Source organism: Enterobacteriaceae endosymbiont of Donacia vulgaris (assembly GCF_012568445.1).
GTDB lineage: Bacteria > Pseudomonadota > Gammaproteobacteria > Enterobacterales > Enterobacteriaceae.
Genome location: NZ_CP046190.1, coordinates 429608 through 444459 on the forward strand (window position 1 = coordinate 429608; position 14852 = coordinate 444459).

Sequence of the window (14852 nt, forward strand, 5' to 3'; positions counted from 1 at the left end):
CTATGTGTAATTGCAATTGCTAATGCATCAGCTGCATCTTGTTGAGGATAGTAAGGTAATTTTAATAATGTAAAAATTGTATCTTGTACTTGTTTTTTTTTAGCATTACCAATACCTGCTACAGTCATTTTTACTGTACTAGCTGAATATTCAAAAATAGTGAGATTGTTATTTACAGCTGATACTATGGCGGCACTTCTTGCGTGTCCTAATTTTAAAGCAGAATTTGCATTTTTAGACATAAAAACTTGTTCTATAGCAAAAATATCAGGTTTAAATTTTTTTATTATTTTATTTATATCTTTATAAATTATTTTTAATCTAGTAGGAAAATCTTTAATTTTTAAGGTAAAAATACACCCACTATCAATATAAATAATTTTGTTTTTAAATGTTTTAATTAAACCATATCCAGTGATTCTAGAACCTGGATCAATACCTAAAATTATTGTCATAATATTTTATCTTTGAAATTTTAAAAAATATTTATTTATTAAATATCGGCGTCATGATAAATGTGTTTTATATCTTTGTTTTTATTACATAAATATAAAAACTCAATTAATTTATTTTTTGTAAAAATATTTATTTTTTTCTTTATAAAAGGTTCTATAAATAATTTAATCTTTATTGGTTCTATTTTTATTTTTTTTATTTCTTTAGTAAGGAATTTATATTTTTTTTTTGAAAAAATTATTTGAATATTTTTTTTGTTAAATATAATATCATCTGCTTGTAATTTTTCTGCTATATCAATAATATAATTTGTATTATGTTTATATGAATATGAAACAAATATTTGTTTTTTAAATATATAATTTACTGCCCCTTGTTGTTTTAAACTTCCTTTAATTTTATTTAACATATTTCTGATAAAAGATAGAGTTCTATTATGATTATTTGTTAAACATTTAAACATTAATGCAATATTATCAGGACCAAATCCTTCATAATATATTTCTTTTAATACATGATTATTTTTGTTTTTTTTTTCTAAAATATTTGTAATAATTGATCTTTTCATATTAAATGATAATGCTTTTTCTATAATTAAACGTAATTTAGAATTATATTGTGGATTAACACTATCTCCTATTTTTATAGCTGAATGTAATTCCTTAATAATTTTAGAAAAAAGTTTATCTTTTTTATTATCTTGTAATTTTTTACGATGACGCATATTAGACCATTTACTATGTCCTGACATAAAATTATATTCCTTTTATTAAATTAACTATTACAATAAATATGATAAACCTAAATCTTTTAAAAAGTTATCATTTATTGGATATGGGGCTTTAGTTAACAAACAATTTGCTGATGTAGTTTTTGGAAATGCAATAACATCACGGATATTATTCGTATTAGTTAATAACATAATTAATCGATCTAATCCTAAAGCTATTCCTATATGTGGAGGTGTCCCAAACTTTAAAGCTTCTAAAAAAAAACCAAAGTTTTGTTTTTGTATTATTTTATTTATTTTAAGAAAATTAAATATTTTTTTTTGAAGTTTATAATTATTTATTCTTAAAGAACCACTTCCTATTTCATATCCATTAATTACTAAATCATATGAATTAGATATTATTTGATAAGGATCTTTTTCAAACATACTATCTATATTTTTTATAGAACAGTTTTTTGGAGATGTAAAGGGATGATTCACTGAAACTAATTTTCCTGTTTTATTTTTTTGAAATAAAGGAAAATCTATTATCCATAATGGAGACCATTTCTTCCTATTTATAAGATTTAAGTCTTCTCCTAATTTTTTTCGTAGATGTCCCATTGAAGATATACTATCATATATAATTTCTGTTCCAATAAAAATAATATCATCTTGATAACAATTATTTTTATAAATAATATTTTTAATTGTTTTATCATTTAAATGAAAAATAAAATTATTTTTTATATTCAAAATATTTATTAATTTATTATTATTTACTTGAAATACATTTAAATCTTTTGTACCATATTTTTTAATAAAATTTATATATTTATTTAAATTTTCTATTTTTGTATTACATAAATATTTGTTTTTGATAGGAATAGAAATTATTCTATTTTTGTTTTTTTTATTAAAAAAACTACTTAAATCTATAAGTTTTAAATGATTTCTTAAATCAGGTTTATCTGTACCAAAATTTTCCATTGATTCTTTAAAAGTTAAAACTTTAAATTTATTTAAATATATATTTTTTATATCTTTCCATAGATAAAAAATCATTTTTTCTATAAAATTTCGAAATTTTTCTAATTTAATAAAAGACACTTCTATATCAATTTGTGTAAATTCTGGTTGACGATCTGAACGTAAATCTTCATCACGAAAACATTTCGCAATTTGATAATAACGATCTAATCCTGCAATCATTAATAATTGTTTAAAAATTTGCGGAGATTGAGGTAATGCATAAAAATTATGTTTATGAACTCTACTTGGGACTAAATAATCTCTTGATCCTTCTGATGTTACATTTGTTAATATAGGAGTTTCAATATTTAAAAACTTTTCTTTTTCTAAAAAAGATCGAATATAACTTATTATATTAGATCTTTGTTTTAAAATTTTTATCATTTTTTTTTGTCTTAAATCTAAATATCTATATTTTAATCTAATTTCTTCTGAATTATTTATGTTAGTATCAACAGGCAATGATTTTGATTTATTTAATATAGATATATCAAAACTAATCATTTCTATTTCTCCTGTTAATAAATTCAAGTTTTTATTTTTTTCCTCTCTTTCTACGATTTTACCTTTAATTTTTACACAAAAATTATTACGTAATGTAGTTGCTATATTATAAGCTATTTTATATTTAGGTTTAAAAATTACTTGAATGATACCTTCTCTATCTTTTATATTAACAAAAATTAATTTTCCTAAATTTCTATAACTATCTACCCAACCATAAATAATTATTTCTTTATTTATATATTTTTTATTAATTTCTCCACAATAAATTTTATTTTGCATTTATAAATCCTTTATTAAAAAATAGTTATTATATAATTAAATTATTTATATATAAAATATATTTTTATAAAATAAAATTTTAATATGAAGAAATTTTATTTAATAAAATTTATTTTTATATATAAAAAATATTAAATAAAATAATTAATAAAGTATTTTATATGTATATAATATACATTATTTATTAATTTTAATAATTATTTATTTTAAATAATTTTTAATTTATTTAAATTTTTAATAAAATTTTTAAAAATATGATATTGTAATAAATAAAAATAAATAATTTATTTTAATAATGAAATTTTTTAAAATAAAAAATAATAAATTTTTTTAGAAAAATTTTTGAAGAATATAATTTTGTTTTTTTAAATATTATAAATAACTATAATAGTTATATAAAGTATTAAAATAATAAAATAGGAGACATATGAATATAAAAAAAATTCTTTCAAAAAAAATTCATAAATCTATGATTAAAATAGGTATTCCAGAAAAATATAGTCCAATATTACGTTCATGTAAGAAAAAAATACTAGGACACTATCAAGTTAATGGTATTATAGCTGCGGCTATTTTTTTAAAAATAAATCCGAATATTTTAGCTACTAAAGTAGCAAAATATTTAAATATAAAACATATAGTATCTAAAATTAAAATATCTAAATCAGGATATATTAATCTTTTTATCAAAAATCAATGGTTATCAGATCAAGCTAATTTATTAATAATATCTAAAAAATTAGGATTAACAACAAAAATTTTATCTGAAAATATTGTTATTGATTATTCAAGTCCTAATGTAGCAAAAGAAATGCATGTCGGGCATCTAAGATCTACAATTATAGGAGATTCTATAGTCAGAATTCTATCTTTTGTTGGTCATAATGTAATTAAATCTAATCATATTGGTGATTGGGGGACACATTTTGGAATGATTATAGCATTTTTGAATCTTAAAAAAAATAAAAAAATAAATTTATTACTTTCTGATATAGAAAAACTATATAAAAAAGCTCAAAAAAAATATATAAAAGATATCAATTTTGCAAAACAATCTAAACTTTATGTAGTTAAATTACAACAAAAAGATATAGCTTGTTTAAAAATATGGAAAAAAATAGTTAACATTACTATGAATTATAATTATCAATTATATAAAAAACTTAATGTTAAACTTACATCTCAAGATACTATGGGAGAAAGTACATATCATGATATGTTATCAAGTATAATTATTGATTTAAAAAAAAAGGGAATAGCTATTAATAATAACGGAGCTGTTGTAGTTCCTATAAAAGGAACGAAAAATATAAAAGGAAAATCAATGGCTGTTATTATCAAAAAAAAAGATGGAGCATATCTTTATGCAACAATAGATATTGCATGTATTAAATATCGTTATGAACAATTTAAAGCTAATAGAATTATTTATTATGTAGATTCACGTCAAAATCAATATTTAAAACAAATTTTTCAAATAGTAAAACAAGCAAAATATGTTCCTGTTAATATAAAATTAGAACATCATATGTTTGGTATGATTTTAAATAAAGAAAACAAACCTTTTAAGACAAGAGAAGGCAATAATATAAAATTAAATGATTTAATAAAAGAATCTATTGTTAGAGCTAAAAATATAATTATTAAAAAAAATCCTTTCATTAAAAAAGAAACATTAGAAAAATTATCTCATATTATTGGTATTGGAGCGATAAAATATGCTGATCTTTCTAAAAATAGAATAAATAATTATATTTTTAATTGGAATAAAATGTTATCTTTAAATGGAAATACATCTTTATATATTCAATATGCTTATGTAAGAGCTATTTCTTTATTAAAAAAATCTAATATTAATTTAACTAAATTTTTAAATTTAGAAATTAATTTCATTACTCATTATGAATTTAATCTTGTTATATCATTTTTAGATTTTGAAGAAATTATTCTTAAAATTGTTGAAAAAGGTACTCCACATATATTATGTAATTGGTTATATAAGATTACAGTATTATTTACTTCATTTTATGAAAATTGTAATATTTTAAATTTAAAAGATAATATGTTAAAAATAAGCAGATTAAAAATAGTTTTTTTAACATCTTTATTTTTAAAAAAAGGATTATATTTATTAGGAATAAAAACTACAAAAAAAATATAAAAATAACTATATTTTCTATATAAAACAATATTATTGTTTTATTTAATATATAAAAAAAATTATTTTAGACAATTTATGTTAAAAAAAAAAGTTATAGTTGCAATGTCTGGTGGTATAGATTCTTCTTTTACTGCTTGGTTATTAAAAAAACAAAATTATCAAGTAGAAGGATTATTTATGAAAAATTGGGAAGAAGATGATCTAAATAATACTTGTAATTTTAAAAAAGATTTACATGATGCAGAAATTATTTGTCAAAAATTAAAAATTCGTTTACATAAAATTAATTTTTCATCTGAATATTGGGATTATGTTTTTAAAAAATTTCTTCTTGAATATAAACAGGGAAATACACCTAATCCTGATATTTTATGTAATAAAATTATTAAATTTAAATATTTTATGAATTTTGCTATTAATAACTTAGGAGCTGATTTTATCAGTACAGGTCATTATGTACGTCGTAAAAAAATAAAAAATAATTATTTTTTATTAAAAGGTATTGATTCTAATAAAGATCAAAGTTATTTTTTATATACAATAAAAAAAAAACAATTAAAAAAAATTTTATTCCCTATAGGTGGATTAAAAAAAACAGAAGTAAGATATTTTGCAAATAAATTAAAATTTATTAATGCTAATAAAAAAGATTCTACTGGAATTTGTTTTATAGGAGAAAAAAAATTTCCTAATTTTTTAAGTCAATATATATCTACCCTTCCAGGTAATATAGTTAATATTAATGGGGAAATTATAGGAAAACATAAAGGATTAATTCATTATACTATAGGACAAAGAAAAGGTATTGGAATTGGAGGTTCTGTTTATTTTAAAAATAAACCATGGTATGTTTATAAAAAAAATATAAAAAAAAATATTTTAGTTACAATACAAGGTAAAAAAAATTTATATTTATATTTTATTGGATTAATAGTAAAAGAAATTCATTGGATTAATTTTATACCAAAAAATATAAAAAAAAAATATACAGTAAAAACTAGATATAGACAGAAAGAAGTTAAATGTAAAATTATTTTTTTAAAAAAAAATAAAATTAAAGTATATTTACATAATCCTATTTCTTGTATTACAAAAGGACAATCAGCTGTATTTTACTATGGGCAAATTTGTTTAGGAGGAGGAATTATTGAAAAAGGAATTCCATTAATTTAACTAAAATAAATTTTTTTAATATTTTTTATATAGAGTATTATTATGGAAAAAAAAAATTTTAAAAAAATACTAATTAATTTAATTAATATTAATAAGTCATTTTTAGGTAAAAAAATTATTTCTAATTTAAATTTAAGTATTAATGACGGAGAATTTATTACTTTATTAGGGCCTTCTGGATCTGGAAAAACAACCATTATACGTTTAATAGCCGGTTTAGAAAAAGTTGATAGTGGTTATATTTTTTTAAATCAAAAAGAAATCACAAAATATCCAGCCGAACAAAGACAAATAAACACTGTTTTTCAAAGTTACGCATTATTTCCTCATATGTCTGTCTTTGACAATATAGCTTTTGGTTTAAAAATGCAAAAAAAAACAGATAAAGAAATAAATGATCAAGTTGCAAAAATTTTAGATATAGTACAATTAAAAAAGTTTATAAATAGTAAACCACATGAACTATCTGGAGGAGAACAGCAAAGAGTCGCAATTGCAAGAGCTGTAATTAATAAGCCAAGAATATTATTGTTAGATGAATCACTATCAGCATTAGATTATAGATTACGGAAAAAAATGCAAAATGAATTAAAAGCTTTACAACGAAAATTAGGGATTACATTTATATTTGTAACACATAATCAAGAAGAAGCTTTAAGTATTTCAGATCGTATTATTTTATTACGTAATGGAAAAATAGAACAAGATGGTACCCCTAGAGAAATATATGAAGAACCTAAAAATTTATTTGTTGCTAAATTTATAGGCGATATAAATATTTTTAATGCTAAAATTTTACAAAAATTTAATAATAATAAAGTATTAGTTAATTTAGAAGGTTATATATGTAATATTAAAATCCCCTTTCCTATTATTGTAGGAAATACAATACATGTTTTATTAAGACCAGAAGATTTAAGAATTAAAAAAATTAATAATGATACTGATTTAAATACAGGTTTAATTGGTTATATAAAAGAAAAAAATTACAAAGGAATGACTCTAGAATCCATATTAAAACTTAATAATGGTAAAATTATTACTGTAAGTCAATTTTTTAATGAAAATGATCATTACATTGAACATTCTTTAAATCAAAGAATGTTAATAAATTGGGTAGAAACATGGGAGGTTGTATTACCTTATGAAAAAAATAATGAAATATATTAAAAAAATTATAATTTTCATAATTATTAGTTGGTTATTTTTATTTATTTTACTACCAAATATAATAATTGTTATTATTAGTTTTTTAAAAAAAGGAAATTCTAATTTATTTATATTTAAATTTTCTTTTAATAATTATTTAAATTTACTTAATTTTTTATATATTAAGATTTTTATAAATTCTTTATTTATTTCCTGTATTACAACATTAATTTGTCTTTTAATAGGTTATCCTTTTGCATGGTGTTTAACAAAAATATCTAATAAAAAAAAATCTTTAATGTTATTTTTTTTATTCTTACCATTTTGGGTTAATTCATTAATTAGAATATATTGTTTAAAAATATTTTTAGGAATTAATGGTTGGTTAAATAATATTTTACTTTATTGTAAAATTATTAATTCTCCTATTCATATAATTTATACTCCAACTGCTGTTATATTAGGATTAGTATATATTTTATTACCTTTTATGATAGTACCTATATATTCTAGTCTTGAAAAATTAGATAAATTTTGTATAGAAGCCGCAAAAGATTTAGGAGCTCAATCTTGGAAAATATTTTTTCATATTATAATACCTTTAACTACTTCAGGTATTATTGCTGGATGTCTTTTGGTTTTTTTACCTAGTATGGGTATGTTTTATATTTCTGATTTAATGGGAGGAGCTAAAAATTTATTAATTGGTAATATTATTAAGAATCAATTTTTAAATATTAGAGATTGGCCATTAGGAGCCGCAACTAGTACAATAATAACATTATTAACAGGTATATTTTTAATATTATATTTTAAAACTATTAATTTTTTAAATAAAAAGGAATTTAAAAAAAATGTTTAAACATATTTGTAGAATTATTTTTATAAATTTAATTTATTTTTGTTTTTATATACCTATTATTTTATTAATAATTAATTCTTTTAATTCATCACGTTTTGGTATTATATGGCAAGGATTTAGTATTAAATGGTATAAATTAATTATACATAACTATTCTTTATTAGAAGTAACATATCATTCTTTATGTATTGGTATTATAACTGCTACTTTTACAACATCTATTGGATTATTAACTGCATTATCATTATATCATTATAATATACATATTAAATCTCTTATAAATACTTTATTGTTTATAGTAATTATTTCTCCTGATATTGTAATGGGTATTTCTTTATTATTATTATTTATTTTATTAAATTTTTCTTTAGGTTTTTGGTCTTTATTATTTTCACATATTACATTTTGTTTACCATATGTAGTTATTACTATTCATTCTAGATTGCAAGATTTTGATAATCGTATGATTGAAGCTGCAAAAGATTTAGGTGCTAGTGAAATAATTATTTTAACAAAAATTATATTTCCTATCATATTTCCAACTATTATCTCTAGTTGGTTATTAAGTTTCGCTTTATCTATGGATGATATAACTATATCAACTTTTGTAACAGGACCAGAATATGAAATATTACCTTTAAAAATTTATTCAATGTCAAAAATAGGTATTACTCCTGAAATTAATGTCCTAGCAACAATATTAATAATAACATCTTTATTTTTAGTAATTATGAGTAGAATTATTTTAGGAAGATATAAAACATATAATCAAATTACATCTTTATTAGATTAATTTTTGATTTTAAAAATTATTATTTTTGACATTTATAACATAAAAATGTACTTCTATTTCTTTGAAATATTCTAATAATTTTTGTTTTACATATTTGACATAATTTATCTTTTTTTGCATATACAAAAAAATATTTAGAAAATTTTCCAGTATTATCATTAGGTAATTTATAATTATTTATAGTAGAACCTCCATGTTTTATAGATTGATATAAAATATATTTAATATTTTTAACTAATATTTTAATTTCTTGTAAATTTAAAGTATTGGATATTCTAATAGGCGATATTTTTGATAAAAATAAAGATTCATTAGCATATATATTTCCTATTCCTGTTACAATTTTATTATCCATTAATAAAATTTTAATAGCAATATTTTTTTTTTTTGTATAATTATATAAATATAAACTATTAAAATCATTTTTTAATGGTTCAGGACCTAATTTTTTTAAAAATATATTTTTTTTATAGTTTTTTATGTCCCATAACCAAAATCCAAATTTTCTAATATCTGTATATCTCAAAATCAAATGATTATCTATAATCAAATCAATATGATCATGTTTATTATATAAATGAAAATTTTTATTAATAATAGATAATATACCTGTCATTCCTAGATGTATAATAATTGTATTTTTTAGTAAAATAATTATTATGTATCTACCTCTTCTTTTAACATCTAAAATTTTTTGATTATGAATTTTAATAATATTATTAGGAATAACATATTTTAATTTTTTAGTTCTAATTATAGAATAATTAATTATTTTTCCTTTTAATATAGATTTTATCATATTTTTAATTACTTCTACTTCAGGTAATTCAGGCATAATTTTTATTTACCAATACAGAACTGAGAAAAAATATTATTTAATAAATCTTTTGAATAAAATTTTCCAGTAATAGAATCTAATTCTTTTTGTATTAATCTAAAATCTTCAGATAATAATTCTATGGATTTTGTATTTAAAAAATTTTTTTTCCCTTCAATAAGATATTTATATATATTATTTAAAGAATTTAGATGTCTTTCTTTTGCAGTAAATTGATCTTCATTTATATTAGTATGTATAATTTTTTTTTTTATAAAATTCATTAAAATTGATATACCTTTTTTAGTTTTAATAGATATTTTTATAATTGTATAATCATCATTATGGATTATTTCAGGAATATTATTTGTTAAATCTATTTTATTACGTATTATAATTATAGGAATTTTTTTAATAAATTTTTCTAAATATTTTTTAATAATTTGAGATAATTTTTTTTTTGATATTTTATCTTCTATTATTAAAAATAAATAATTAGAATTTTTAATTTCTTCAAACGTTTTTTTAATACCTAATATTTCTATTTGATTATCAGTATCTCTAATACCTGCAGTATCTATAATTTCTATAGGAACTGAATTTATATAAATATTTTCATGTAAAATATCTCTAGTTGTTCCAGGAATATCAGTTACTATCGAAACATTTTTATTAGTAATTAAATTCATTAAACTAGATTTACCAGCATTAGGAGGTCCAATTAATACTATTTTAATTCCTTCTTTAATTTTAATACCATTTATTACATATTTTATAATATTTATTAAAATTTTTAATAATTTTTCTATTTTTATTAAAATTTGTTTACATAAAATATTGAAATTAATTTCATAATCGAATTCAAGAAAAGATTCCATTTGACTTCTTAAGTTAATAATTATTTTTTTAAGTTTTTTTAATAATAAAGAAAATTTACCATTCATTAAATTCATTGCTGAAAATACAGCAGCTTTTGAATTAGCAGAAATAATATCAGAAATTGCTTCTGCTTGAGTTAAATCAAATTTTTTATTTAAAAAAGCTCTTTTAGAAAATTCTCCTGGAGATGCAACTTTAATTCCAGAAATATTTAATATATCGTTTATTAATAAATCTAATAATATGGAATTCCCATGACATTGAATTTCTAAAATATCTTCTCCTGTAAAAGAATTAGGTTTTGGAAACCAAATTACAATACCTTTATCTATAATTTTATTTTTATAAAAAAAAGGTAAGTAATGTGCATATCTAGGTTTAAGATGATTTAATTTTAATGTATATTTTATTACATTAATTACTTTATCACCAGATATTCTTATAACTCCTATACTTCCCTGCCCTAAAGGAGTTACACGAGCAATTATTGTATGTTTTTTTATTTCCATAATTTAAATAATAAAATCATTATGTTGAATAATATTCATTTTGTATTTTATAAAAAATCCATTTTTGTTGTAAAATAGTTATAATATTATTGATTATATAATATAAAACTAATCCTGAAGGAAGCCATAAAAAAAATAAACTAAAAATAATAGGTATTATATATGTAAATTTTTCTTGTATACTATCTTTATTAAAATTACTTTGAGAAATTTTTTGGATTATTAACATAGTAATACTCATTATAATAGGTAAAATATAATATGGATCTTGTGATGATAGATCTTTTATCCAAAAAATAAATGAAGCATGCCTTAATTCTATAGAATTAGTTAATGTATAATATAAAGATAGAAATATAGGCATTTGAATAATAAAAGGTATAAAACCAGATAGTGGATTTAAATTTTCTTTTTTATATAATGAAATTATTTCTTTAGTAAATTTTTCTTTGTTATGACCAAAAGTTTTTTTAATTTTTTTAATTTTTGGTTGTAAAAAATTCATTTTAGCTATAGCTATATATTGTTGTTTTGATAAAGGATATGTTAATACTCTTATTATTAAAGTAATTATAATGATTGAAAAACCCCAATTTCCTATTAAATTAAATAATAAATTTAATAATTTAAATAATGGTTTTGATAAAAAACTCCAAAAACCATAATCTATAGTTAAATCTAGAAAAGGTGCAATTTTAGACATTTTTTCTTGAATTTTAGGCCCTATCCATAATTTAGATGTAAAATTATATTTTTCTCCTGGCAAAATTAAATAATTGGCAGATTTAAATCCAATACTAATAATATTATTAAATAATTTTGTTATATATATATTACTTTTTTGAGGTAGTTTAGGAATAATCCAAGCTGAAGTAAAATATTTTTGTAACATAGCTATCCATCCATAATTTACAGAAATATTTATTACCTTATTTTTTAAAATATTGGAAAATTTATATTTTTTAAATTTATTATTTTCTGTAGAAACAGCTACATTATTAAATATTTTAGTAGAAATATTATTTTGTTTTTTATCTAAATATTTTTTAGGAGTATAACTAGATTTATCAATTTGGCCAAATATTCCTAAATAAATAGGTTTTTTACTTTTATTATAAATTTGATAATTAATATTTATTAAATAATTGTCTTTTGTAAAAGAAAATATTTTTATATATAAAATATTTTTTTTTATAAAAAATAAAGGTATTTTTAATATATTTTTATTTTTTTTTAAATTAAAATTATATGATTTTGAAAAAAATTTAAAATTTTTATTAAAAAATTGATTTTTTTTAAAATTATTTTTTTGAATTATACCACTTTTTATTTGATAAATAAAATCAGAATTTTTTCTTAATAAAGTAAAAAATTTTTTAGAATTTAATTTATCTAAATAATCTAACAGTTGTACTTTTTCAATAGTACCTCCATCAGGATTAATTTGCAGAAGAAACTTATTAGTTTTTACTAAAATATTATTATTTGCAATAATATTAGAAATTTTTTGAGATTTATTCTCTATATTTATTATATTTTTATTAATAATTGATTTTGTGTCATTTTTAATATAACTATATATTTTTTGATAATTATTTAAAATAATAACACTACATAAACAAAAAATAATTATAATAATATTATTTTTTGAATTCATTATTTTGTGCTCATTTTAATTTATTTAATATTAAACAAAATTATAACTTAAAAATAATAATTATTTTAAAAAAATTATTTTATTTTAAAGAAATGCCATATATTTTCTAAATATTTCTTTAAAAAAAAATTATTTATTTTTAAAATATTTTTATTGTTTATAATTATAACATAATCCATAATTATAAACGAATATTGATTTAAACGAAAATATTCACGTATAGTTCTTTTAAATTTATTTCTAAGATTAGTTTTATGAACTATTTTTTTAGGTATAATAATTCCTATACGAGAATATTTTATATAATTTATTTTACTTAAAATAGTATAATATTTATTATTTAATTTAATTGGATTAAGAAATATAATATTAAAATCTAATGAAGTTAATCGCTTTTTTTTAGAAAAATCTAAATTATTCATTTTTTATTTTAATTTTTATCTGAAATACTTAAATATATACGATTTTTACTACGACGACGATTTATTATTTTTCTACCATTTTTTGTTTTCATTCTATTTCTAAATCCGTGAGATCTTTTTCTTTTTAATATAGATGGTTGAAAAGTACGTTTCATAAAATTTATACTTATACATATTTTTAATAAATTAATTATTACATAAAATTTATATTTTATATATCATTTTTTAATTTAAATAATTAAAAATTTAATTATGTTATAATTATAAAAAAATTTTTATTATAATTTTTTATAAAATATAAAATAATGGAAAATAATATTATTATTAATCGTGAATTATTAATTAAACCATTAAAACATGTAACAAATATTATTAATAATAAATCTATACATCCTATTATTAATAATATTTTAATAGAAATAATGGAGAATGGAATAATTTTTTTTAAAAGTACTAATTTAGAAATTGAAATTACATCATTTATTAAAAATATAAATAATAAAAAAAAATATTCAGTTATACTTCAAGGAAAAAAATTTTATAATATATGTCATAGTTTACCTAAAAATAACGAAATAAAATTTACATTTAGTAATAATAAAGTAATTATATCATCAAAAAATTGTTTTTTTAAAATATCAACTTTATCGGTAGATAATTTCCCTACTATAAATTTTATAAAATATGATATAGAATTTAATATTAAAAATAAGATAATGAAAAAATTTATATATTCTACTTATTTTTCTATAGCAGATAATGATGTAAGAAAATATTTAAATGGTTTATTATTAAAAATTAAAAATAATATTCTCAATATTGTATCTACTGACGGACATAGATTATCTATTTATACTTATATTATAACTAAAAAAATTATTGATTATTATGTTATTATTCCTAAAAAAAGTATCTTTGAATTATTTAAATTACTTAATAATACTGATGAATTAATTAATATTAGAATTAATCATAATAATATTTGTTTTATTTTTAATAATTTAAAATTTATATCTAAATTAATTGAAAGTAATTTTCCTAATTATGAAAACATTATACCTAAATGTTTTTATAAAATGATAAAAATTAATCGTATAGAATTAAAAAATTCTTTAAATAGAATATCTATTCTAGTTAATGAAAGAACTAAAGGAATAACATTATTATTTAATCATAATTATTTAAAAATATTTAGTAGTAATATTAATAATGAAAGAGTTGAAGAAACATTAGAAATAGAAAAACAGAATAATAGTGAAGAGTATAATATCACTATATCATTAAATATTAACTATTTAATTAGTGTTATTAATGTATTAGAAAGTAATATTATTAAAATTTCTTTTACTAATAATATTTCTAGTATACAAATAGAAGATAATTATGAAAAAAATAAAATTTATTTAATTATGCCAATGAAAATTTAAAAATTATATTATTTTTT

The 14852-nt window shown here is 18.0% G+C and carries 13 protein-coding genes and 1 pseudogene; 6 read left to right on the forward strand and 8 right to left on the reverse strand.

Going from position 1 to position 14852, the window contains the following annotated elements:
- Positions 1-2: 2 nt before the first annotated feature.
- The 3 genes and pseudogenes from ruvC to aspS all read right to left on the reverse strand — a co-directional run.
- A pseudogene (gene ruvC / locus GJU01_RS02085) lies at positions 3-455 on the reverse strand (crossover junction endodeoxyribonuclease RuvC); the annotation flags it as partial.
- 38 nt (positions 456-493) lie between these two features.
- Positions 494-1207 (reverse strand): YebC/PmpR family DNA-binding transcriptional regulator, encoded by a 714-nt coding sequence (locus tag GJU01_RS02090; protein WP_168868184.1) that lies wholly within the window; start codon positions 1205-1207, stop codon positions 494-496.
- A gap of 30 nt (positions 1208-1237) precedes the next feature.
- Positions 1238-2986, reverse strand: coding sequence for an aspartate--tRNA ligase (gene aspS / locus GJU01_RS02095; RefSeq protein ID WP_168868185.1), 1749 nt, complete (start codon positions 2984-2986; stop codon positions 1238-1240).
- Between the two features lie 427 nt (positions 2987-3413).
- On the opposite strand from aspS, the gene argS reads away from it, so the two are divergent.
- The 5 genes from argS (at position 3414) to potC (ending at position 9124) form a co-directional block, all read left to right on the forward strand.
- On the forward strand, positions 3414-5147 hold the full coding sequence (gene argS, locus GJU01_RS02100) for an arginine--tRNA ligase (RefSeq protein WP_168868186.1): 1734 nt from the start codon (positions 3414-3416) through the stop codon (positions 5145-5147).
- Between the two features lie 75 nt (positions 5148-5222).
- The gene (gene mnmA / locus GJU01_RS02105) at positions 5223-6320 is read left to right on the forward strand and encodes a tRNA 2-thiouridine(34) synthase MnmA (protein WP_168868187.1); all 1098 of its coding nucleotides are present in this window, start codon (positions 5223-5225) and stop codon (positions 6318-6320) included.
- 42 nt (positions 6321-6362) lie between these two features.
- On the forward strand, positions 6363-7490 hold the full coding sequence (gene potA, locus GJU01_RS02110) for a spermidine/putrescine ABC transporter ATP-binding protein PotA (RefSeq protein ID WP_168868188.1): 1128 nt from the start codon (positions 6363-6365) through the stop codon (positions 7488-7490).
- Positions 7465-8331 carry a spermidine/putrescine ABC transporter permease PotB gene (gene potB / locus GJU01_RS02115; RefSeq protein WP_168868189.1) on the forward strand — a complete coding sequence of 289 codons (867 nt, stop codon included), beginning with the start codon at positions 7465-7467 and terminating at the stop codon, positions 8329-8331. Before potA ends, potB begins: the two co-directional genes overlap by 26 nt.
- Entirely contained in the window at positions 8324-9124 is an 801-nt protein-coding gene (gene potC / locus GJU01_RS02120) for a spermidine/putrescine ABC transporter permease PotC (RefSeq protein ID WP_168868190.1), read from the forward strand. The genes potB and potC overlap by 8 nt, the downstream gene beginning before the upstream one ends.
- A gap of 19 nt (positions 9125-9143) precedes the next feature.
- On the opposite strand, the gene mutM is transcribed toward potC, so the two are convergent.
- The 5 genes from mutM to rpmH all read right to left on the reverse strand — a co-directional run bounded on the left by mutM (position 9144) and on the right by rpmH (position 13563).
- Complete coding sequence (mutM, locus tag GJU01_RS02125) at positions 9144-9959, reverse strand: bifunctional DNA-formamidopyrimidine glycosylase/DNA-(apurinic or apyrimidinic site) lyase (RefSeq protein ID WP_168868191.1); 816 nt, start codon at positions 9957-9959, stop codon at positions 9144-9146.
- 5 nt (positions 9960-9964) lie between these two features.
- Entirely contained in the window at positions 9965-11329 is a 1365-nt protein-coding gene (mnmE, locus tag GJU01_RS02130; RefSeq protein WP_168868192.1) for a tRNA uridine-5-carboxymethylaminomethyl(34) synthesis GTPase MnmE, read from the reverse strand.
- Positions 11330-11348: 19 nt separating this feature from the next.
- Complete coding sequence (yidC, locus tag GJU01_RS02135) at positions 11349-12986, reverse strand: membrane protein insertase YidC (protein ID WP_168868193.1); 1638 nt, start codon at positions 12984-12986, stop codon at positions 11349-11351.
- 74 nt (positions 12987-13060) lie between these two features.
- Positions 13061-13408 carry a ribonuclease P protein component gene (gene rnpA, locus GJU01_RS02140; RefSeq protein ID WP_168868194.1) on the reverse strand — a complete coding sequence of 116 codons (348 nt, stop codon included), beginning with the start codon at positions 13406-13408 and terminating at the stop codon, positions 13061-13063.
- An 8-nt stretch (positions 13409-13416) separates the two neighbouring features.
- The gene (gene rpmH / locus GJU01_RS02145; RefSeq protein ID WP_168868195.1) at positions 13417-13563 is read right to left on the reverse strand and encodes a 50S ribosomal protein L34; all 147 of its coding nucleotides are present in this window, start codon (positions 13561-13563) and stop codon (positions 13417-13419) included.
- A gap of 150 nt (positions 13564-13713) precedes the next feature.
- Here rpmH and dnaN point away from each other — a divergent pair, with 150 nt between their 5' ends.
- Positions 13714-14835, forward strand: a complete 1122-nt coding sequence (dnaN, locus tag GJU01_RS02150) for a DNA polymerase III subunit beta (protein WP_168868196.1) — start codon at positions 13714-13716, stop codon at positions 14833-14835.
- The last annotated feature ends 17 nt before the right edge of the window (positions 14836-14852 follow it).

Excerpts from the sequence above, each read along its gene's own strand:
- aspS (WP_168868185.1), bottom strand. The coding sequence starts at position 2,986 with ATGCAAAATAAAATTTATTGTGGAGAAATTAATAAAAAATATATAAAT.
- potB (WP_168868189.1), top strand. The coding sequence starts at position 7,465 with ATGAAAAAAATAATGAAATATATTAAAAAAATTATAATTTTCATAATT.
- argS (WP_168868186.1), top strand. The coding sequence starts at position 3,414 with ATGAATATAAAAAAAATTCTTTCAAAAAAAATTCATAAATCTATGATT.
- potA (WP_168868188.1), top strand. The coding sequence starts at position 6,363 with ATGGAAAAAAAAAATTTTAAAAAAATACTAATTAATTTAATTAATATT.
- mutM (WP_168868191.1), bottom strand. The coding sequence starts at position 9,959 with ATGCCTGAATTACCTGAAGTAGAAGTAATTAAAAATATGATAAAATCT.
- yidC (WP_168868193.1), bottom strand. The coding sequence starts at position 12,986 with ATGAATTCAAAAAATAATATTATTATAATTATTTTTTGTTTATGTAGT.
- mnmA (WP_168868187.1), top strand. The coding sequence starts at position 5,223 with ATGTTAAAAAAAAAAGTTATAGTTGCAATGTCTGGTGGTATAGATTCT.
- dnaN (WP_168868196.1), top strand. The coding sequence starts at position 13,714 with ATGGAAAATAATATTATTATTAATCGTGAATTATTAATTAAACCATTA.
- rnpA (WP_168868194.1), bottom strand. The coding sequence starts at position 13,408 with ATGAATAATTTAGATTTTTCTAAAAAAAAGCGATTAACTTCATTAGAT.
- rpmH (WP_168868195.1), bottom strand. The coding sequence starts at position 13,563 with ATGAAACGTACTTTTCAACCATCTATATTAAAAAGAAAAAGATCTCAC.
- potC (WP_168868190.1), top strand. The coding sequence starts at position 8,324 with ATGTTTAAACATATTTGTAGAATTATTTTTATAAATTTAATTTATTTT.
- mnmE (WP_168868192.1), bottom strand. The coding sequence starts at position 11,329 with ATGGAAATAAAAAAACATACAATAATTGCTCGTGTAACTCCTTTAGGG.
- GJU01_RS02090 (WP_168868184.1), bottom strand. The coding sequence starts at position 1,207 with ATGTCAGGACATAGTAAATGGTCTAATATGCGTCATCGTAAAAAATTA.